Source organism: Streptomyces sp. NPDC005492 (assembly GCF_040605995.1).
Lineage (GTDB): Bacteria > Actinomycetota > Actinomycetes > Streptomycetales > Streptomycetaceae > Streptomyces.
In genome coordinates, this window is record NZ_JBEXDX010000041.1 from 1 (window position 1) to 19,700 (window position 19,700).

Sequence of the window (19,700 nt, forward strand, 5' to 3'; positions counted from 1 at the left end):
AGGCGGCACTTGTATGCCGAGGTCGCGCGGGCCGTCGTACCCACCGACGGCCGCACCCCCGAAGAGGTCACCCAAGCCGTCCTGGACGCACTGGAGTTGAAGGAAGCATGAGCAGCGAGTCAGTGACGCGGATCCAGGTCGGCGGCACGGCGGGCAGTGACCCCTACGAGGTCCTGGTGGGCCGTCAACTCCTGGGCGAGCTGGGCGGGTTGATCGGCGACCGGGCGAAGCGGGTCGCGATCGTCCACCCCGAGGCCCTCGCCGAGACGGGGGAGGCGCTGCGCGCCGACCTGGCCGGGCAGGGCTTCGAGGCCGTCGCCATCCAGGTGCCCAACGCGGAGGAGGCCAAGACCGCCGAGGTCGCCGCCTACTGCTGGAAGGCGCTCGGTCAGTCCGGGTTCACCCGCTCCGACGTCATCGTCGGCGTCGGCGGCGGCTCCACCACCGACCTGGCCGGGTTCGTCGCCGCGACCTGGCTGCGCGGGGTCCGCTGGATCGCCGTCCCGACCACCGTCCTCGCCATGGTCGACGCGGCGGTCGGCGGCAAGACCGGCATCAACACCGCAGAGGGCAAGAACCTGGTCGGCTCCTTCCACCCGCCGGCCGGCGTGCTCTGCGACCTGGCCGCGCTGGACTCCCTCCCGGTCAACGACTACGTCTCCGGGCTCGCCGAGATCATCAAGGCCGGCTTCATCGCCGACCCGGTGATCCTCGAACTCATCGAGTCCGACCCCCAGGCCGCCCGCACCCCGGCCGGACCGCACACGGCCGAGCTGATCGAACGCTCCATCAAGGTCAAGGCCGAGGTCGTCTCCGCCGACCTCAAGGAGTCCGGCCTGCGCGAGATCCTCAACTACGGCCACACCCTCGCGCACGCCATCGAGAAGAACGAGCGCTACAAGTGGCGGCACGGCGCCGCAGTCGCCGTAGGCATGCATTTCGCGGCCGAACTGGGCCGTCTCGCGGGCCGGTTGGACGACGCGACGGCGGACCGCCATCGCACGGTCCTCGAATCCGTCGGTCTCCCGCTCAGCTACCGCTACGACCAGTGGCCCAAGCTCCTGGAGACCATGAAGGTCGACAAGAAGTCCCGCGGCGACCTGCTCCGCTTCATCGTCCTCGACGGCCTCGCCAAGCCGACGGTCCTGGAGGGCCCCGACCCGGCGGTGCTGCTCGCCGCGTACGGCGAAGTGGGCGAGTAGGTCCTGTCACACCCCCTTCCATCCGATTTGCCTTGCGGGGATGGGCACTTCGGGCCCTCCCCGGCCGTTCACCAAATGGCGGCGGGGGAAGGTACCGTTCGGTAGGGAGCGGGGGTTCGGGCCCGCTGCCAGCGCCAATCGCCGCCGCGAGCGAGCCAGAAGACACGAGACGGAGTGGCACCGGATGCAGCACGCAGTGGGGTCTCCGCTGCCGCCGCCCCACCAGCCGGGGCAGGGACCGGCCACCGGTTGGATGCCGACCGGACAGCATCCGGGCCCGCATCCTCCGGGTCCGGCCCCGGTGCCCCCACCGCCACCGGCCCCACCCCTGCCGCACACAGTCCCGCGCCGCGCCCCGGACACCACCGGCCATGTCCAACTGCCGCCGGGCGGCCCCGTGCCCATGCCCAGCACGCCCCCCGCGCCGGCCGCGGCCGACCCGGCCTCCACCACCCTCGCGGTGCTGCTCATCGGCCCCGCCGGCGCGGGCAAGACGAGCGTCGCCAAGTACTGGGCGGACCATCGCGGGGTCCCCACCGCGCACATCAGCCTCGACGACGTACGCGAATGGGTCCGCTCGGGCTTCGCCGACCCGCAGTCGGGGTGGAACGACCACTCGGAGGCCCAGTACCGCCTGGCCCGCCGAACCTGCGGCTTCGCCGCCCGCAACTTCCTGGCCAACGGCATCTCCTGCATCCTCGACGACGCGGTCTTCCCCGACCGCCCGGTCGTCGGCCTCGGTGGCTGGAAACGCCATGTGGGCCCCGGTCTCCTCCCGGTCGTTCTCCTCCCGGGGCTGGAAATCGTCCTGGAACGCAACGCGGAGCGCTCCGGCAACCGCCGCCTCACCGACGAGGAGGTGGCCCGTATCCACGGCCGTATGGCGGGCTGGTACGGCTCGGGCCTCCCGATCATCGACAACTCGCAGATGGACGTACAACAGACGGCTCAAGTGCTCAACGACGTGCTGGCCCGATCGATAGCGAGCCCCCCGAGCTGGTAGTCACCGGGGAGTGGCCTTACCCGTTCCGCACCCCCGTCCCCCGAACGGCACCCTCCCAACCAGCACAATCCGGCCACCGCTCCTACGCTCGTCTCATGTCAGAGGTCTACGCAGCCCGCAGAGCACGCCTCAGGGAACGAGCCCAGGCCGGCGGCAGCCAATCCGCGCTGGTGACCAGCCCGGCCAACGTGCGCTATCTGGCCGGGCCGGCCCCGCAAGGCACCGTCCTGCTCCTGGGCAGGCGCGAGGACCTGCTGGTCTGCGCCGGCCCGGCGGAGGAGCGCCCCGCCGAGGGTCGCCCCGATGAGGCGCTCCGCATCCACGAACTGTCCGGCCCGGGCGGCGACCCCGCCGTGGCGGCCACGGACCTCGCGCTCGCACAGGGCGCCGAATCGCTGGCCGTGGAGGAACACCACCTCACCGTGACCCGCCACCGAGCCCTCCGCTCGGTCGCCCCTGCGCTGCGCCTCACCGACATCGGCGCGGCGGTCGAGCAGCTCCGGGTCGTCAAGGACGAGGAGGAGATCTCCTGTCTGAGAATCGGCGCCGAGATCGCCGACCAGGCCCTCGGCGAGCTGCTGGAGTCGATCCTCGTCGGCCGCACCGAACGCCATCTCGCCCTCGAACTGGAGCGACGGCTCGTCGACCACGGTGCCGACGGCCCCGCCTTCGCCACCTCCGTCGCAACTGGCCCGCACTCCGGCAGACGCGGCCACCGGCCGACCGACCGCCGGGTCGAGGAAGGAGATTTCCTCTCCGTCTGCCTCGGCGCCGCCTATCGCGGATACCGCTGTGAGATCGGCCGTACGTTCGTCATCGGCACCTCTCCCGCGGACTGGCAGATCGAGCTGTACGACCTCGTCTTCGCCGCCCAGCGCGCCGCACGGGAGTCCCTGACCCCCGGTGCCGCCTACCGGGAGGTGGACCGCGCGGCCCGCCAGGTACTGGACTCCGCGGGGTATTCGGAGGGCCTTCCAACCCTCACCGGGCACGGTGTCGGGCTCGAAATCGACGAGGAGCCGCAGTTGGCCCCCGCGGCCATGGGTAAACTGGACGCTTGCGTGCCGGTCACCGTCGAACCGGGGGTTCACCTCCCGGGCCGGGGCGGTGTCCGGATCGATGACACGCTCGTCGTGCGCCCTGAGGCGGACGGCGGACCCGAGCTACTCACCATCACGACCAAGGAGCTGCTCGCGCTGTAGCTTTTCGAGCTGTGCGCAGGCCCCGTGGTCGTCCACGTCAGTCCAGGAGATTCCGCAACCGTGGCTTCCACGAACGACCTCAAGAACGGCCTGGTGCTCAAGCTCGACGGGGGCCAGCTCTGGTCCGTCGTCGAGTTCCAGCACGTCAAGCCCGGCAAGGGCCCTGCCTTCGTGCGCACCAAGCTCAAGAACGTGCTCTCCGGCAAGGTCGTCGACAAGACGTTCAACGCCGGCGTCAAGGTCGAGACGGCCACTGTCGACAAGCGCGACATGCAGTTCTCGTACATGGACGGCGAGTACTTCGTCTTCATGGACATGGAGACCTACGACCAGCTCATGGTCGACCGCAAGGCCGTCGGCGACGCCGCCAACTTCCTGATCGAGGGCTTCACCGCCACGGTCGCCCAGCACGAGGGCGAGGTGCTCTTCGTCGAGCTGCCGGCCGCCGTCGAGCTGGTCATCCAGGAGACCGAGCCCGGCGTCCAGGGCGACCGCTCCACCGGTGGCACCAAGCCCGCCATCCTGGAGACCGGCTACCAGATCCAGGTCCCGCTCTTCATCACCACCGGTGAGAAGATCAAGGTCGACACCCGCTCCAGCGACTACCTCGGCCGGGTGAACAGCTAACCGTGGCTGCCCGCAATACGGCCCGCAAGCGCGCCTTCCAGATCCTCTTCGAGGGCGACCAGCGCGGTGTCGGTGTCCAGACGGTCCTCGCGGACTGGATCCGGCTCTCCCGGGACGACACCCGGCAGCCGCCGGTCAGCGAGTACACGATGGAGCTGGTCGAGGGGTACGCGCAGCACGCGCGCCGTATCGACGAGCTGATCGCCCAGTACTCGGTCGGCTGGACGCTCGACCGCATGCCCGTGGTGGACCGCAACATCCTGCGCCTCGGGGCCTACGAGCTGATCTGGGCCGACGAGACCCCGGACGCCGTCGTCCTGGACGAGATGGTGCAGTTGGCGAAGGAGTTCTCGACGGACGAGTCGCCCTCGTTCGTCAACGGCCTGCTGGGCCGGTTCAAGGACCTGAAGCCCTCGCTGCGCCGGGACGACGTCTGAGCAGTACGCGAGCGAAACGCCGGAGGGCCCGCAGCGACACCGCTGCGGGCCCTCCGGCGTTCCCGTACGCATGAGGCCCCTGAGGCCCGCAGAAAGCCGCCGGGGTGGGCGGAACGGTGAAGTTCCGGCCACCCCGGCGGCACGTTTCTGCTGAGACGGGGAGCGGCTCAGTTCTCCTCGTGGGAGACGGCGCGACGCGCGTCCGCGTCCAGCACGCCCCAGCTGATCAACTGCTCGGTGAGGACCGAGGGCGACTGGTCGTAGATGACGGCGAGTGTGCGCAGGTCGTCCTGGCGGATCGAGAGCACCTTGCCGTTGTAGTCACCGCGCTGGGACTGGATCGTGGCGGCATACCGCTGCAGCGGGCCGGCCTTCTCGGCGGGCACGTGGGCCAGCCGCTCCAGGTCCAGGACCAGCTTCGGCGGCGGCTCGGCGGCCCCGCCCGGCGTGGTGCCCGGCAGCAGCTCCTGCACCGGAACCCCGTAGAAGTCCGCCAGCTCGGCAAGGCGCTGCACGGTGACGGCACGGTCACCGCGCTCGTACGACCCGACCACGACCGCCTTCCAGCGTCCCTGGGACTTCTCCTCGACACCGTGGAGGGAAAGGCCCTGCTGGGTGCGGATGGCCCGGAGCTTGGCCCCGAGCTGTTTGGCGTATTCGCTGGACATATAGCTCCCCGGACACTGTGTCGACGCGGCAGCGGTGGGTCCGCGCCGCGCGGCTGGTAACTCACTGTGAGGTTACGCAGCGTTACACTTCCGCGTCAAGCCGAATGGTCCGCACCGGCACTTCCGTGCCAGCGGTGGCCGATTACTCCATAGGGGTGATCAGGGGTGTCGCCCCGGCCTGCTATCGTCGATGGCGCAAATCCGACGTCCTTTAAGGTCCGTCCCGTGAGGCGGAGAAGGAGGTCCGTTTCCTATGGACACCCAGCAGTACGAGTCCGATGCGCGGCCGGTGCTCGAAGCCCCCGACATCGCGCGGGTCCTGACCCGCATCGCCCATGAGATCGTCGAGCGCGCCAAGGGCGCCGACGACGTGGTGCTCCTCGGCATTCCGACCCGGGGCGTGTTCCTCGCCCAGCGGCTCGCCGTCAAGCTCCAAGAGATCACCGACCGCAAGATCCCGGTCGGCTCCCTCGACATCACCATGTACCGCGACGACCTGCGCATGCACCCGCCGCGTGCGCTGGCCCGCACCGACATCCCCGGTGACGGCATCGACGGCCGCCTCGTCGTCCTCGTCGACGACGTGCTCTTCTCCGGCCGCACCATCCGCGCCGCCCTCGACGCGCTGAACGACATCGGGCGCCCGCGCGCGGTGCAGCTCGCGGTCCTGGTCGACAGAGGCCACCGCGAACTGCCCATCCGCGCCGACTACGTCGGCAAGAACCTCCCCACGTCGCTGCGGGAGACGGTCAAGGTCCTGCTCGCCGAGGAGGACGGTCGCGACACCGTGCTGCTCGGCGCGAAGCAGACCTCGTAGCGGGCCGAAGGGCGTGCGCCGGTTCGGCGTGCCCCTGGCTGCCCGGAATCTCCCTCTTTCGTGAACTGCCTTACGGAGCCTGACAGATGCAGCGTCATCTCATCTCGGCCGCCGACCTCACCCGCGACGACGCCGTCCTGATCCTCGACACCGCCGAGGAGATGGCCCGGGTCGCCGACCGGCCGATCAAGAAACTGCCGACCCTGCGCGGCCGTACCGTCGTCAACCTCTTCTTCGAGGACTCCACGCGCACGCGCATCTCCTTCGAAGCCGCCGAGAAGCGCCTCTCCGCCGACGTCATCAACTTCACCGCCAAGGGGTCGAGCGTCTCCAAGGGCGAGTCCCTGAAGGACACCGCCCAGACCCTCGAAGCCATGGGCGTCGACGCGGTCGTCATCCGGCACGGCGCCTCCGGAGCGCCGTACCGGCTCGCCACCTCGGGGTGGATCGACGCGGCCGTCATCAACGCCGGTGACGGCACCCACCAGCACCCGACGCAGGCCCTGCTGGACGCGTTCACCATGCGCCGCAGGCTGGTCGGCCGGGATGCCGGGCTCGGTCAGGACCTGGCCGGCAAGCGGATCACGCTCGTCGGCGACATCCTGCACAGCCGGGTCGCCCGCTCGAACGTCGATCTGCTGCACACCCTCGGCGCCGAGGTCACCCTCGTCGCCCCGCCCACCCTGGTGCCGGTCGGCGTCGAGACCTGGCCCTGCGAGGTGTCGTACGACCTGGACAGCACGCTCTCCAAGTCCGACGCGGTGATGCTGCTGCGCGTGCAGCGCGAGCGCATGAACGCGGCGTTCTTCCCGACCGAGCGCGAGTACTCGCGGCGCTACGGCCTCGACGGCGACCGCATGGCGAGGATGCCCGAGCACGCCATCGTGATGCACCCCGGGCCGATGGTCCGGGGCATGGAGATCACCGCCGAGGTCGCCGACTCGGACCGCTGCACCGTCGTCGAGCAGGTCGCAAACGGAGTGTCCATCCGGATGGCCGTGCTCTATCTGCTTCTGGGCGGCAACGAACCCGCCGTCAGCCACGCCCGTATCGAGGAGAAGTAAGTCACATGAGCAAGATCCTGATCCGTGGTGCGAAGATCCTCGGCGGCGAGCCGCAGGACGTGCTGATCGACGGGGACACCATCTCCGAGGTGGGCGTCGGCCTGAACGCCGAGGGCGCCGAGGTCGTCGAGGCCGCCGGAAAGGTGCTGCTCCCGGGCCTCGTCGACCTGCACACCCACCTCCGCGAGCCCGGCCGCGAGGACTCCGAGACCGTCCTGACCGGTACCCGGGCCGCGGCCAGCGGTGGCTACACGGCCGTGTTCGCCATGGCCAACACCTTCCCGGTCGCCGACACCGCCGGTGTCGTCGAGCAGGTCTACCGGCTGGGCCAGGAGCACGGCTACTGCGACGTGCAGCCCATCGGCGCCGTCACGGTCGGCCTGGAGGGCAAGAAGCTCGCCGAACTGGGCGCCATGCACGAGTCGGCGGCCGGGGTCACCGTCTTCTCCGACGACGGCAAGTGCGTCGACGACGCGGTGATGATGCGCCGGGCGCTGGAGTACGTGAAGGCCTTCGGCGGCGTCGTCGCCCAGCACGCGCAGGAGCCTCGCCTCACCGAGGGCGCTCAGATGAACGAGGGTGTCGTCTCCGCCGAACTCGGCCTCGGGGGCTGGCCGGCGGTGGCCGAAGAATCGATCATCGCCCGAGATGTCCTGCTCGCCGAGCACGTCGGCTCCCGCGTCCACATCTGCCACCTGTCGACCGCCGGGTCCGTCGAGATCGTCCGCTGGGCCAAGTCCCGGGGCATCGACGTCACCGCCGAGGTCACCCCGCACCACCTCCTCCTCACGGATGAGCTGGTGCGCTCCTACAACCCCGTCTACAAGGTCAACCCGCCGCTGCGCACCGAGCGCGACGTGTTCGCCCTGCGCGAGGCGCTCGCCGACGGCACGATCGACATCGTCGCCACCGACCACGCCCCGCACCCGCACGAGGACAAGGACTGCGAGTGGGCCGCCGCCGCCATGGGGATGGTCGGCCTGGAGACCGCGTTGTCAGTGGTGCAGGCGACCATGGTGGACACCGGGCTCCTCACCTGGACCGGGGTCGCCGAGCGCATGTCCGCCAAGCCCGCCGAGATCGGGCGGGCGCACGGGCACGGCCGTCCCGTCTCGGCTGGTGAGCCCGCCAACCTCACGCTCGTCGACACGGAATACCGTGGGTCGGTGGACCCCGCGGGCTTCGCTTCGCGCAGTCGCAACACCCCGTACGAGGGGCGTGAGCTGCCGGGCCGTGTGACGCACACCTGGCTCCGGGGCAAGGCCACGCTCGTCGACGGGAAGCTCACGTGACACCACTGCAACTGACCCACCTCGCGGCCGGCGAGAAGTCTGCCCCGGTGACCGACTGGGCGGCCCGTATCGGCTGGCTCGTCGGCCTGGCCCTGTTCATCGCGCTCGTCTACTGGCTGATGCGCGAGGGCTGGAAGTGGCGCGGCACCCTCCAGGGCGACCTGCCCGAGCTGCCCGCCGTGCCGGAAGAGCAGGGTCCGGCGAAACTGGCTGTGCTGTCGATGACCGGCCGCTACCACGGCTCCACCACCGCAGGGCAGTGGCTCGACCGCATCGTGGCGCACGGCCTGGGCACCCGCAGCAGGGTCGAGCTGACCCTGACGGAGGCCGGCCTGGCTGTCGTACGACCGGGAGCCACCGACTTCTTCATCCCGGCCGGGGCGCTGCGCGAGGCACTGCTCGGCAAGGGCATCGCCGGGAAGGTCCTCAGCGAGGGCGGGCTGCTGATCGTCACGTGGGCGCACGGCGACCGGCTGATCGACTCCGGGTTCCGCTCGGACCAGGCGGCCGAGCACACGGAGTGGGTCGACACCCTGAACAGCATGATCAACAAGAGTCTCCAGACGACCGACACGGAAGGCGCACGATGACCACCTCCACCAGGGGAGCCGACAAGGTTCCCGCCGTACTCGTCCTGGAGGACGGCCGGATCTTCCGCGGCCGGGCCTACGGGTCCGTGGGGGTGACCTTCGGCGAGGCCGTGTTCTCCACCGGCATGACCGGCTACCAGGAGACCCTGACCGACCCGTCGTACCACCGCCAGGTCGTCGTGATGACCGCCCCGCACGTCGGCAACACCGGCGTCAACGACGAGGACCCCGAGTCGAAGCGCATCTGGGTGGCCGGTTACGTGGTGCGCGACCCCGCGCGCGTGCCGTCCAACTGGCGCTCCCGCCGCTCGCTCGACGAGGAGCTGCGCGAGCAGGGTGTCGTCGGGATCTCCGGCGTCGACACGCGCGCGTTGACCCGCCATCTGCGCGAGCGCGGCGCGATGCGCGTGGGCATCTTCTCCGGGAACGCGCTGCCCGACGAGGGCACCATGCTCGCCGAGGTGCGTCAGGCCCCCGAGATGGCGGGCGCCGACCTCTCCGCCGAGGTCGCCACCAAGGAGGCGTACGTCGTCCCCGCGATCGGCGAGAAGAAGTTCACCGTCGCCGCCGTCGACCTGGGCATCAAGGGCATGACCCCGCACCGCATGGCCGAGCGCGGCATCGAGGTGCACGTACTCCCGGCCACGGCGAGTGTCGAGGACGTCTACGCGGTCCAGCCGGACGGCGTGTTCTTCTCCAACGGGCCGGGCGACCCGGCCACCGCCGACCACCCCGTCGCCGTCATGCAGGCCATCCTGGAGCGCGGCACCCCGCTCTTCGGCATCTGCTTCGGCAACCAGATCCTGGGCCGCGCGCTCGGCTTCGGCACGTACAAGCTGAAGTACGGCCACCGGGGCATCAACCAGCCGGTCCAGGACCGTACGACGGGCAAGGTCGAGGTCACCGCGCACAACCACGGCTTCGCCGTCGACGCGCCCCTCGACAAGGTCTCCGAGACCCCCTTCGGCCGCGCCGAGGTCTCCCACGTCTGCCTGAACGACCAGGTCGTCGAGGGGCTGCGACTCCTCGACCGGCCGGCCTTCAGCGTCCAGTACCACCCCGAAGCGGCGGCCGGCCCGCACGACGCCGCCTACCTGTTCGACCGCTTCACGTCTCTGATGAACACCGTCCGCATGGAGGGCCAGCGTGCCTAAGCGCTCCGATATCCAGTCCGTCCTGGTCATCGGCTCCGGCCCGATCGTCATCGGCCAGGCCGCCGAGTTCGACTACTCCGGCACCCAGGCCTGCCGCATCCTGCGCGCCGAGGGCCTCCGCGTCATCCTGGTCAACTCCAACCCGGCGACGATCATGACCGACCCGGAGATCGCCGACGCCACCTACGTCGAGCCGATCACCCCGGACTTCGTCGAGAAGATCATCGCCAAGGAACGGCCGGATGCTCTTCTGCCCACCCTGGGCGGCCAGACGGCCCTCAACACGGCCATCTCGCTGCACGAGGCCGGCACCCTGGAGAAGTACGGCGTCGAGCTGATCGGCGCCAATGTCGAGGCCATCAACAAGGGCGAGGACCGCGACCTCTTCAAGGGCGTCGTCGCGGCCGTCAAGGCGAAGATCGGGCACGGCGAGTCCGCCCGCTCGGTGATCTGCCACTCCATGGACGACGTCCTCGGTGGTGTCGAGACGCTCGGCGGTTACCCGGTCGTCGTCCGCCCCTCCTTCACCATGGGCGGCGCGGGCTCCGGCTTCGCGCACGACGAGGAGGAGCTGCGCCGCATCGCCGGCCAGGGCCTGACCCTGTCTCCCACCACCGAGGTCCTCCTGGAGGAGTCCATCCTCGGCTGGAAGGAGTACGAGCTGGAGCTGATGCGCGACAAGCACGACAACGTCGTGGTCGTCTGCTCCATCGAGAACTTTGACCCCATGGGCGTGCACACCGGCGACTCGATCACCGTCGCCCCGGCGATGACGCTGACCGACCGCGAGTACCAGATCCTGCGGGACATCGGCATCGCCGTGATCCGCGAGGTCGGCGTCGACACGGGCGGCTGCAACATCCAGTTCGCGGTGAACCCCGAGGACGGTCGCGTGATCGTCATCGAGATGAACCCGCGCGTGTCCCGCTCCTCGGCCCTCGCCTCCAAGGCGACCGGCTTCCCGATCGCCAAGATCGCCGCCAAGCTGGCCGTCGGGTACACCCTGGACGAGATCCCGAACGACATCACGCGCGAGACCCCGGCCTCCTTCGAGCCGACCCTCGACTACGTCGTCGTGAAGGCCCCGCGGTTCGCCTTCGAGAAGTTCCCGAGCGCCGACTCCACCCTCACCACCACCATGAAGTCGGTCGGCGAGGCCATGGCCATCGGCCGCAACTTCACCGAGGCCTTCCAGAAGGCGCTGCGCTCGCTGGAGAAGAAGGGCAGCCAGTTCACCTTCGTCGGCGAGCCCGGCGACAAGGTCCAGCTCCTGGAGGAGGCCGTACGGCCCACCGACGGCCGGATCAACACCGTCATGCAGGCCATCCGCGCGGGCGCCACCCAGGAGGAGGTCTTCGACTACACGAAGATCGACCCGTGGTTCGTCGACCAGCTCTTCCTCATCAAGGAGATCGCGGACGAGCTGGCCGCCGCGGACAAGCTGGACCCGGCGCTGCTCGCCGAGGCCAAGCGGCACGGCTTCTCCGACCAGCAGATCGGCGAGATCCGCGGCCTGCGCGAGGACGTCGTCCGCGAGGTCCGGCACGCGCTCGGCATCCGCCCGGTCTACAAGACGGTCGACACCTGCGCCGCCGAGTTCGCCGCGAAGACCCCGTACTTCTACTCGTCCTACGACGAGGAGAACGAGGTCGCCCCGCGCGAGAAGCCCGCCGTCATCATCCTGGGGTCGGGCCCCAACCGCATCGGCCAGGGCATCGAGTTCGACTACTCCTGCGTCCACGCCTCCTTCGCGCTCAGCGACGCCGGCTACGAGACCGTGATGGTCAACTGCAACCCCGAGACCGTCTCCACGGACTACGACACCTCCGACCGCCTGTACTTCGAGCCGCTGACGCTCGAAGACGTGCTGGAGATCGTCCACGCGGAGCAGCAGGCGGGCCCGGTCGCCGGCGTGATCGTGCAGCTCGGCGGCCAGACCCCGCTGGGCCTCTCGCAGGCCCTCAAGGACAACGGCGTCCCGGTCGTCGGCACGCCCCCCGAGGCGATCCACGCCGCCGAGGACCGCGGCGCCTTCGGCCAGGTCCTCGCCGAGGCGGGCCTCCCGGCCCCCAAGCACGGCACCGCGACCACCTTCGTGGGCGCCAAGGCCATCGCCGACGAGATCGGCTATCCGGTCCTGGTCCGCCCGTCGTACGTCCTCGGCGGACGCGGCATGGAGATCGTCTACGACGAGACCCGCCTGGAGTCGTACATCGCCGAGTCCACCGAGATCAGCCCCTCCCGGCCGGTCCTGGTCGACCGCTTCCTCGACGACGCCATCGAGATCGACGTCGACGCGCTGTACGACGGCCACGAGCTCTACCTCGGCGGCGTCATGGAGCACATCGAGGAGGCCGGTATCCACTCCGGCGACTCGGCCTGCGCCCTGCCGCCGATCACCCTGGGCGGCTTCGACATCAAGCGCCTGCGGACCTCGACGGAGGCCATCGCCAAGGGCGTTGGTGTCCGCGGCCTGATCAACATCCAGTTCGCGATGGCGGGCGACATCCTCTACGTCCTGGAGGCCAACCCGCGCGCGTCCCGCACGGTCCCCTTCACCTCGAAGGCGACGGCGGTACCGCTCGCGAAGGCAGCCGCCCGCATCTCGCTGGGCGCGACCGTCGCCGAGCTGCGCGCCGAGGGGCTGCTCCCGGCCCACGGCGACGGCGGCGAACTCCCGCTGGACGCGCCGATCTCCGTCAAGGAGGCCGTCATGCCGTGGTCGCGCTTCCGCGACATCCAGGGGCGTGGCGTCGACACGGTCCTCGGCCCGGAGATGCGCTCCACCGGCGAGGTCATGGGCATCGACTCCGTCTTCGGCACGGCGTACGCCAAGTCCCAGGCGGGCGCCTACGGCCCGCTGCCCACCAAGGGCCGCGCGTTCATCTCGGTCGCCAACCGCGACAAGCGCTCGATGATCTTCCCGGCACGCGAACTGGTCGCCCACGGCTTCGAGTTGCTCGCCACCTCCGGCACCGCCGAGGTCCTCAGGCGCAACGGCCTGAACGCGACGGTCGTCCGCAAGCAGTCCGAGGGCACCGGCCCGAACGGCGAGAAGACCATCGTCCAGCTCATCCACGACGGCGAGGTCGACCTCATCGTCAACACGCCCTACGGCACCGGCGGCCGTCTCGACGGATACGAGATCCGTACGGCGGCCGTGGCCCGGTCCGTGCCCTGCCTGACGACAGTCCAGGCGCTCGCCGCCGCCGTCCAGGGCATCGACGCCCTCAACCACGGTGACGTGGGCGTGCGTTCACTCCAGGAACACGCGCAGCACCTGACCGCGGCCCGCGACTAGCAGCCGAAGAGGGGGACACCGGAAACGGTGTCCCCCTTCTCGTGAGGACACCGAAGTTTCAAGAGGACTCTGAGATGTACAAGCTTTTCTTCCGGCTGGTCTTCAAGCGCATGGACCCGGAGCGGGCCCACCACCTCGCCTTCCGCTGGATCCGGCTCGCCGTCCGCGTCCCCGTGCTGCGGACGTTCGTCGCCGCCGCCCTTGCACCCCGCTTCACGGAACTGCGGACCGAGGCCTTCGGGCTGCGGATGCACGGCCCGTTCGGGCTCGCGGCCGGCTTCGACAAGAACGCGGTCGCGATCGACGGCATGTCGATGCTCGGCTTCGACCACGTCGAGATCGGCACCGTCACCGGGGAGCCGCAGCCCGGCAACCCCAAGAAGCGGCTGTTCCGCCTCGTGCCGGACCGGGCGCTGATCAACCGCATGGGCTTCAACAACGAGGGCTCCGCGGCCGTGGCGGCCCGCCTGGAGGCCCGTGAGGCGGTCTTCCGGACCGTCGTGGGCGTCAACATCGGCAAGACCAAGGTCGTACCCGAGGAGGAGGCCGTCGGCGACTACGTGAAGTCGACCGAGCGACTCGCCCGGCACGCCGACTACCTCGTCGTCAACGTGTCGTCGCCCAACACGCCGGGGCTGCGCAACCTCCAGGCGACCGAGGCGCTGCGCCCGCTGCTGACCGCGGTGCGCGAGGCAGCCGACCGCGCCGTGACCGACCGCCGTGTCCCGCTGCTGGTGAAGATCGCCCCGGACCTCGCCGACGAGGACGTGGACGCCGTCGCCGACCTCGCCGTGGAACTCGGCCTGGACGGCATCATCGCCACCAACACCACCATCGCGCGCGATGGACTCGGTCTGACCTCCGAACCCTCCCTCGTGAAGGAGACCGGCGGACTGTCCGGGGCGCCGCTGAAGGCCCGCTCCCTGGAGGTATTGCGCCGCCTCTACGCGCGCGTGGGCGACCGCATCACCCTCGTGGGCGTCGGCGGCATCGAGAACGCCGAGGACGCCTGGCAGCGCATCCTCGCCGGCGCCACCCTGGTCCAGGGCTACAGCGCCTTCATCTACGAAGGGCCCTTCTGGGGCCGAGCCATCCACAAGGGCCTCGCCGCACGCCTGCGCACGAGCCCGTACACCACCCTCGCCGACGCGGTCGGCGCCGACGTGAGGAAGCCGGCATGAGCCCACTCGAACCCTTCGGGGCGCGCCTGCGCCGTGCCATGGACGTACGGGGCCCGCTCTGTGTCGGCATCGACCCACACGCCTCGCTGCTCACCGAATGGGGCCTGAACGACGACGTCGCGGGACTGGAGCGGTTCAGCCGCACGGTCGTCGAGGCGCTCGCCGACCGGGTCGCCGTACTCAAGCCGCAGAGCGCCTTCTTCGAGCGCTTCGGCTCGCGCGGGGTCGCCGTCCTGGAGAAGTCCGTCGAGGAGGCGCGGGCGGCCGGCGCGCTGGTCGTGATGGACGCCAAGCGCGGCGACATCGGCTCGACCATGGCCGCCTACGCCGAGTCCTTCCTCCGGAAGGACTCCCCGCTGTTCTCCGACGCGCTGACCGTCTCGCCGTATCTCGGCTACGGTTCGCTGTCCCCGGCCATCGCACTGGCCCGCGAGAGCGGCGCCGGGCTCTTCGTGCTCGCGCTGACCTCCAACCCGGAGGGCGGCGAGGTGCAGCACGCGGTCCGCGCGGACGGCCGGAACGTCGGAGCGACGATGCTGGCCCACCTGGCCGCCGAGAACGCGGGGGAGGGGCCGCTGGGCTCCTTCGGGGCCGTCGTCGGCGCCACGCTGGGCGACCTGTCGTCGTACGACCTCGCTTTCGGCGGTCCGATCCTCGCGCCCGGCATCGGCGCGCAGGGGGCCACTCCGGCCGATCTTCCCGGGGTCTTCGGGACGGTGCTGCGCCATGTCGTCCCGAACGTGAGCCGGGGTGTTCTACGTCACGGTCCCGATGTCGGGGCGCTTCAGGCGGCCTCGGATCGCTTCGCGGAGGAGATCCGCGTCGCCTTTGCGACCGTCTGAGGTGTTCGAACGGGTCGATCGAGTCCTCCGATGAGTGACTCGGCGAGCGCCTCTGGAGTGACTTGAGTCTGAATACATCCTCAAATCCGGGGCGTTATGTCGGAAATGTCCGGCCTGGCGCAGGCTGACCAGGACTTTTCCTCTGTTCTCGCTGACTCTGGCGCCCCTGGCCGCTAGTCTCCGAGCAGAGTCAACGGGCAAGCGTGTTGCTCGTAGCTCCCCAGGTGTGGGGCGACTAGGTTCCTCACCGGTCCGTATCCGACAGTTCGACATCCGAGGTGACGTAGGCGTGGCTCTTCCGCCCCTTACCCCTGAACAGCGCGCAGCCGCGCTCGAAAAGGCCGCCGCGGCTCGCCGGGAGCGGGCCGAGGTCAAGAATCGACTCAAGCACTCCGGCGCCTCCCTGCATGACGTCATCAAGCAGGGCCAGGAGAACGACGTCATCGGCAAGATGAAGGTCTCCGCGCTGCTTGAGTCCCTGCCTGGCGTGGGCAAGGTCCGCGCCAAGCAGATCATGGAGCGACTCGGCATCTCCGAGAGCCGCCGAGTGCGTGGTCTCGGTTCCAACCAGATCGCCTCCCTGGAGCGTGAGTTCGGCAGCACCGGCTCCTGAGTCCCGGGCACCCCGGGATTGCTGGAATAATCGCTGCATGAGTGAACGTCCGCGGCTGACCGTGCTCTCCGGCCCCTCAGGGGTCGGCAAGAGCACGGTCGTCGCCCATATGCGCAAGGAACACCCCGAGGTCTGGCTCTCGGTGTCGGCGACGACCCGCAGGCCGCGCCCCGGCGAGAAGCACGGAGTCCACTACTTCTTCGTCACCGACGAGGAGATGGACAAGCTGATCGCCAACGGCGAACTGCTGGAGTGGGCCGAGTTCGCCGGCAACCGCTACGGCACACCGCGCACGGCCGTGCTGGAGCACCTGGAGTCCGGTGTGCCGGTCCTGCTGGAGATCGACCTCCAGGGCGCCCGCCAGGTCCGCGAGTCCATGGCCGAGGCCCACTCGGTGTTCCTGGCCCCTCCCTCCTGGGAGGAGCTGGTGCGCAGGCTCACCGGACGGGGCACCGAGCCGCCCGAGGTGATCGAGCGCCGCCTGGAGGCGGCCAAGGTCGAGCTGGCGGCCGAGCCCGAGTTCGACGCGACCCTGGTCAACACCTCCGTCGAGGACGTAGCCCGCGAGCTGCTAGCCTTGATGGAAGTTGTGTGATCGTTTTTCCGATCTCATCCCATCTTTCGGAAGGCAGAGCGTGTCCTCTTCCATCACCGCGCCCGAGGGCATCATCAACCCTCCGATCGACGAGCTTCTTGAGGCCACCGACTCGAAGTACAGCCTCGTGATCTACGCCGCCAAGCGCGCCCGTCAGATCAACGCGTACTACTCGCAGCTCGGCGAGGGCCTCCTCGAGTACGTCGGTCCGCTCGTCGACACGCACGTCCACGAGAAGCCGCTCTCCATCGCCCTGCGCGAGATCAACGCGGGCCTGCTGACGTCCGAGGCCGTAGAGGGCCCCGCGACCTGAGGCGTATCGCAGTGGTTTTCCCTCCACAGGCCCGGCAGCGCGACTGCCGGGCCTGTGGTGTGTCATGGACGTATTGCGTTTGCCGAGTCCGGGGAGAGACGTGGACAAGCCGAAGGTCGTTCTGGGAGTCAGTGGTGGCATCGCCGCGTACAAGGCGTGCGAACTGCTGCGCAGACTGACGGAGTCGGGCCATGACGTCCGCGTCGTCCCCACCGCCGCCGCCCTGCACTTCGTCGGCGCGGCCACCTGGTCCGCGCTCTCCGGCCACCCGGTCTCGACCGAGGTGTGGGACGACGTCCACGAGGTCCCGCACGTGCGCATCGGTCAGAGCGCCGATCTGGTGATCGTGGCTCCCGCGACCACGGACCTGCTCGCGAAGGCCGCCCACGGCCTCGCCGACGACCTGCTCACCAACACCCTCCTCACCGCCCGCTGTCCGGTCGTCTTCGCGCCCGCCATGCACACGGAGATGTGGGAACACCCGGCCACCCAGGAGAACGTGGCGACACTGCGCCGCCGCGGCGCCGTCGTGATCGAACCGGCCGTCGGACGGCTGACCGGCGTCGACACCGGCAAGGGCCGGCTGCCCGAGCCCGCCGAGATCTTCGAGGTGTGCCGCCGGGTTCTCGCGCGGGGCGTCACCGAACCCGACCTCAAGGGTCGGCACGTCGTCGTCAGCGCGGGCGGCACCCGCGAGCCCCTCGACCCGGTCCGCTTCCTCGGCAACCGCTCCTCCGGCAAGCAGGGCTACGCCTTCGCGCGCACCGCCGCCGCTCGGGGCGCCCGGGTCACTCTGATCGCCGCGAACACGGGACTGCCGGACCCGGCGGGCGTGGACGTCGTCCCGGTCGGGACCGCCGTACAGCTTCGGGAGGCGGTGCTGAAGGCCGCCGCGGACGCCGACGCGGTCGTCATGGCCGCGGCCGTCGCGGACTTCCGGCCGGCCGAGTACGCGGCCGGGAAGATCAAGAAGAAGGACGACAAGGACCCCGACCCCATCGTCCTGGTGCGGAATCCGGACATCCTCGCGGAGATCTCCGCCGACCGGGCCCGCCCCGGGCAGGTGGTCGTCGGTTTCGCCGCCGAGACGGACGACGTCCTCGCCAACGGCCGCGCCAAACTGGCACGCAAGGGGTGCGATCTGCTGGTGGTGAACGAGGTGGGGGAGCGCAAGACGTTCGGTTCCGAGGAGAACGAGGCGGTGGTGCTGGGCGCCGACGGCACCGAGACCGCCGTACCGCACGGCCCGAAGGAAGCCCTGGCCGAGATCGTGTGGGACCTGGTCGCACACCGTCTCGCCTGATTTGTTTCAGCCATTTGTCAGCTTGCCGAAACCTGACATTCGCGCGTGGCGGCTCTGGCCAACGGCATACGCCATTGGGCAAAATGCGCGTGCCGCAGGTCACAGCGTTTCCCGAGAAGCGAGACAGGGGAGCCGTCTGTCGACCGCGACCGATAAACTGTTCTCGGACGACGTCGGGCGCAGCTCCCGTCCCGTCCGCCAATGATCAGCCAGCAGCCGCTGCAACCTCAGGGAGCGTTGTGTCCCGTCGCCTTTTCACCTCGGAGTCCGTGACCGAAGGTCACCCCGACAAGATCGCTGACCAGATCAGCGACACCATTCTCGACGCGCTTCTGCGGGAGGACCCGACCTCGCGGGTCGCCGTCGAGACGCTGATCACCACCGGCCTGGTGCACGTGGCCGGCGAGGTCACCACCAAGACCTACGCGCCCATCGCGCAGCTCGTCCGCGACAAGATCCTGGAGATCGGCTACGACTCCTCCAAGAAGGGCTTCGACGGCGCCTCCTGTGGCGTCTCGGTGTCCATCGGCGCGCAGTCCCCGGACATCGCGCAGGGTGTCGACTCGGCGTACGAGAACCGTGTCGAGGGCGACGACGACGAGCTGGACCGCCAGGGCGCGGGCGACCAGGGCCTGATGTTCGGTTACGCGACCGACGAGACGCCGACGCTCATGCCGCTCCCGATCTTCCTGGCGCACCGCCTCTCGAAGCGCCTCTCCGAGGTCCGCAAGAACGGGACCATCCCGTACCTGCGTCCCGACGGCAAGACCCAGGTCACCATCGAGTACGACGGCGACAAGGCCGTCCGCCTCGACACGGTCGTCGTCTCCTCGCAGCACGCCTCCGACATCGACCTGGAGTCGCTGCTCGCCCCCGACATCCGCGAGTTCGTGGTCGAGGCCGAGCTGAAGGCGCTCCTGGACGACGGCATCAAGCTGGACACCGAGAACTACCGCCTGCTGGTGAACCCGACCGGCCGTTTCGAGATCGGCGGCCCGATGGGCGACGCCGGCCTCACCGGCCGCAAGATCATCATCGACACGTACGGCGGCATGGCCCGCCACGGCGGCGGCGCATTCTCCGGCAAGGACCCGTCCAAGGTCGACCGCTCCGCCGCCTACGCGATGCGCTGGGTCGCGAAGAACGTCGTGGCCGCGGGCCTCGCCTCGCGCTGCGAGGTCCAGGTCGCGTACGCGATCGGCAAGGCCGAGCCGGTGGGCCTGTTCGTCGAGACCTTCGGCACCGCCAAGGTCGACACCGACCGCATCGAGAAGGCGATCGACGAGGTCTTCGACCTCCGCCCGGCCGCCATCATCCGCGACCTCGACCTGCTGCGCCCGATCTACGCCCAGACCGCTGCCTACGGCCACTTCGGCCGCGAGATCCCCGACTTCACGTGGGAGCGCACGGACCGCGTGGAGGCGCTGCGGAAGGCTGTGGGGCTGTAGTACGCGAGTTTGTTTTGCGGGGCCCGGTTTCCCTTGGGGGAGCCGGGC

The 19,700-nt window shown here is 69.8% G+C and carries 19 protein-coding genes and 1 pseudogene; 19 read left to right on the top strand and 1 reads right to left on the bottom strand.

The features are described 5' to 3' along the window. From ABZT04_RS36075 to nusB, 6 genes and pseudogenes are all read left to right on the top strand, one after another. A pseudogene (locus ABZT04_RS36075) lies at window positions 1–111 on the top strand (shikimate kinase); the annotation flags it as partial. Continuing rightward, complete coding sequence (gene aroB, locus ABZT04_RS36080; RefSeq protein ID WP_356062035.1) at window positions 108–1,202, top strand: 3-dehydroquinate synthase; 1,095 nt, start codon at window positions 108–110, stop codon at window positions 1,200–1,202. The pseudogene ABZT04_RS36075 and the gene aroB, both read left to right, overlap by 4 nt. Before the next feature lie 184 nt (window positions 1,203–1,386). Then, on the top strand, window positions 1,387–2,205 hold the full coding sequence (locus ABZT04_RS36085) for a Pro-rich N-terminal domain-containing protein (RefSeq protein WP_356062037.1): 819 nt from the start codon (window positions 1,387–1,389) through the stop codon (window positions 2,203–2,205). 95 nt (window positions 2,206–2,300) lie between these two features. Further along, window positions 2,301–3,407, top strand: a complete 1,107-nt coding sequence (locus tag ABZT04_RS36090) for an aminopeptidase P family protein (RefSeq protein ID WP_356062040.1) — start codon at window positions 2,301–2,303, stop codon at window positions 3,405–3,407. Between the two features lie 60 nt (window positions 3,408–3,467). Next, window positions 3,468–4,034: an elongation factor P gene (efp, locus tag ABZT04_RS36095; RefSeq protein WP_356062043.1), complete on the top strand. Its 567-nt coding sequence runs from the start codon at window positions 3,468–3,470 to the stop codon at window positions 4,032–4,034. A gap of 2 nt (window positions 4,035–4,036) precedes the next feature. Then, window positions 4,037–4,471 (top strand): transcription antitermination factor NusB, encoded by a 435-nt coding sequence (nusB, locus tag ABZT04_RS36100; protein ID WP_355925542.1) that lies wholly within the window; start codon window positions 4,037–4,039, stop codon window positions 4,469–4,471. Between the two features lie 167 nt (window positions 4,472–4,638). On the opposite strand, the gene bldD is transcribed toward nusB, so the two are convergent. Continuing rightward, on the bottom strand, window positions 4,639–5,139 hold the full coding sequence (bldD, locus tag ABZT04_RS36105; protein ID WP_019059743.1) for a transcriptional regulator BldD: 501 nt from the start codon (window positions 5,137–5,139) through the stop codon (window positions 4,639–4,641). A 253-nt stretch (window positions 5,140–5,392) separates the two neighbouring features. Between bldD and pyrR the strand changes: the two genes are divergently transcribed. From pyrR to metK, 13 genes are all read left to right on the top strand, one after another. Then, the gene (gene pyrR / locus ABZT04_RS36110) at window positions 5,393–5,956 is read left to right on the top strand and encodes a bifunctional pyr operon transcriptional regulator/uracil phosphoribosyltransferase PyrR (protein WP_356062046.1); all 564 of its coding nucleotides are present in this window, start codon (window positions 5,393–5,395) and stop codon (window positions 5,954–5,956) included. 86 nt (window positions 5,957–6,042) lie between these two features. After that, window positions 6,043–7,020: an aspartate carbamoyltransferase catalytic subunit gene (locus ABZT04_RS36115; RefSeq protein ID WP_356062048.1), complete on the top strand. Its 978-nt coding sequence runs from the start codon at window positions 6,043–6,045 to the stop codon at window positions 7,018–7,020. Window positions 7,021–7,025: 5 nt separating this feature from the next. Further along, window positions 7,026–8,312, top strand: a complete 1,287-nt coding sequence (locus ABZT04_RS36120) for a dihydroorotase (RefSeq protein WP_356062051.1) — start codon at window positions 7,026–7,028, stop codon at window positions 8,310–8,312. Next, window positions 8,309–8,902: a hypothetical protein gene (locus tag ABZT04_RS36125; protein ID WP_356062054.1), complete on the top strand. Its 594-nt coding sequence runs from the start codon at window positions 8,309–8,311 to the stop codon at window positions 8,900–8,902. Before ABZT04_RS36120 ends, ABZT04_RS36125 begins: the two co-directional genes overlap by 4 nt. Next, window positions 8,899–10,056, top strand: coding sequence for a glutamine-hydrolyzing carbamoyl-phosphate synthase small subunit (gene carA / locus ABZT04_RS36130; protein WP_356062057.1), 1,158 nt, complete (start codon window positions 8,899–8,901; stop codon window positions 10,054–10,056). The genes ABZT04_RS36125 and carA overlap by 4 nt, the downstream gene beginning before the upstream one ends. After that, on the top strand, window positions 10,049–13,357 hold the full coding sequence (carB, locus tag ABZT04_RS36135) for a carbamoyl-phosphate synthase large subunit (protein WP_356062060.1): 3,309 nt from the start codon (window positions 10,049–10,051) through the stop codon (window positions 13,355–13,357). Before carA ends, carB begins: the two co-directional genes overlap by 8 nt. Window positions 13,358–13,431: 74 nt before the next feature. Continuing rightward, window positions 13,432–14,538 (top strand): quinone-dependent dihydroorotate dehydrogenase, encoded by a 1,107-nt coding sequence (locus ABZT04_RS36140; protein ID WP_356062063.1) that lies wholly within the window; start codon window positions 13,432–13,434, stop codon window positions 14,536–14,538. Then, on the top strand, window positions 14,535–15,380 hold the full coding sequence (gene pyrF, locus ABZT04_RS36145) for an orotidine-5'-phosphate decarboxylase (protein WP_356062065.1): 846 nt from the start codon (window positions 14,535–14,537) through the stop codon (window positions 15,378–15,380). The genes ABZT04_RS36140 and pyrF overlap by 4 nt, the downstream gene beginning before the upstream one ends. A gap of 289 nt (window positions 15,381–15,669) precedes the next feature. Continuing rightward, entirely contained in the window at window positions 15,670–15,993 is a 324-nt protein-coding gene (locus ABZT04_RS36150; protein WP_019059734.1) for an integration host factor, read from the top strand. A gap of 37 nt (window positions 15,994–16,030) precedes the next feature. Next, the gene (gmk, locus tag ABZT04_RS36155; protein ID WP_356062068.1) at window positions 16,031–16,588 is read left to right on the top strand and encodes a guanylate kinase; all 558 of its coding nucleotides are present in this window, start codon (window positions 16,031–16,033) and stop codon (window positions 16,586–16,588) included. Between the two features lie 40 nt (window positions 16,589–16,628). After that, complete coding sequence (rpoZ, locus tag ABZT04_RS36160; protein ID WP_019059732.1) at window positions 16,629–16,901, top strand: DNA-directed RNA polymerase subunit omega; 273 nt, start codon at window positions 16,629–16,631, stop codon at window positions 16,899–16,901. A gap of 100 nt (window positions 16,902–17,001) precedes the next feature. Continuing rightward, window positions 17,002–18,204 carry a bifunctional phosphopantothenoylcysteine decarboxylase/phosphopantothenate--cysteine ligase CoaBC gene (coaBC, locus tag ABZT04_RS36165; RefSeq protein ID WP_356062071.1) on the top strand — a complete coding sequence of 401 codons (1,203 nt, stop codon included), beginning with the start codon at window positions 17,002–17,004 and terminating at the stop codon, window positions 18,202–18,204. A 239-nt stretch (window positions 18,205–18,443) separates the two neighbouring features. After that, entirely contained in the window at window positions 18,444–19,652 is a 1,209-nt protein-coding gene (gene metK / locus ABZT04_RS36170; RefSeq protein WP_356062074.1) for a methionine adenosyltransferase, read from the top strand. Window positions 19,653–19,700 lie beyond the last annotated feature (48 nt).

Excerpts from the sequence above, each read along its gene's own strand:
- aroB (WP_356062035.1), top strand. The coding sequence starts at position 108 with ATGAGCAGCGAGTCAGTGACGCGGATCCAGGTCGGCGGCACGGCGGGC.
- ABZT04_RS36085 (WP_356062037.1), top strand. The coding sequence starts at position 1,387 with ATGCAGCACGCAGTGGGGTCTCCGCTGCCGCCGCCCCACCAGCCGGGG.
- ABZT04_RS36090 (WP_356062040.1), top strand. The coding sequence starts at position 2,301 with ATGTCAGAGGTCTACGCAGCCCGCAGAGCACGCCTCAGGGAACGAGCC.
- bldD (WP_019059743.1), bottom strand. The coding sequence starts at position 5,139 with ATGTCCAGCGAATACGCCAAACAGCTCGGGGCCAAGCTCCGGGCCATC.
- pyrR (WP_356062046.1), top strand. The coding sequence starts at position 5,393 with ATGGACACCCAGCAGTACGAGTCCGATGCGCGGCCGGTGCTCGAAGCC.
- ABZT04_RS36115 (WP_356062048.1), top strand. The coding sequence starts at position 6,043 with ATGCAGCGTCATCTCATCTCGGCCGCCGACCTCACCCGCGACGACGCC.
- ABZT04_RS36120 (WP_356062051.1), top strand. The coding sequence starts at position 7,026 with ATGAGCAAGATCCTGATCCGTGGTGCGAAGATCCTCGGCGGCGAGCCG.
- carA (WP_356062057.1), top strand. The coding sequence starts at position 8,899 with ATGACCACCTCCACCAGGGGAGCCGACAAGGTTCCCGCCGTACTCGTC.
- ABZT04_RS36140 (WP_356062063.1), top strand. The coding sequence starts at position 13,432 with ATGTACAAGCTTTTCTTCCGGCTGGTCTTCAAGCGCATGGACCCGGAG.
- pyrF (WP_356062065.1), top strand. The coding sequence starts at position 14,535 with ATGAGCCCACTCGAACCCTTCGGGGCGCGCCTGCGCCGTGCCATGGAC.
- gmk (WP_356062068.1), top strand. The coding sequence starts at position 16,031 with ATGAGTGAACGTCCGCGGCTGACCGTGCTCTCCGGCCCCTCAGGGGTC.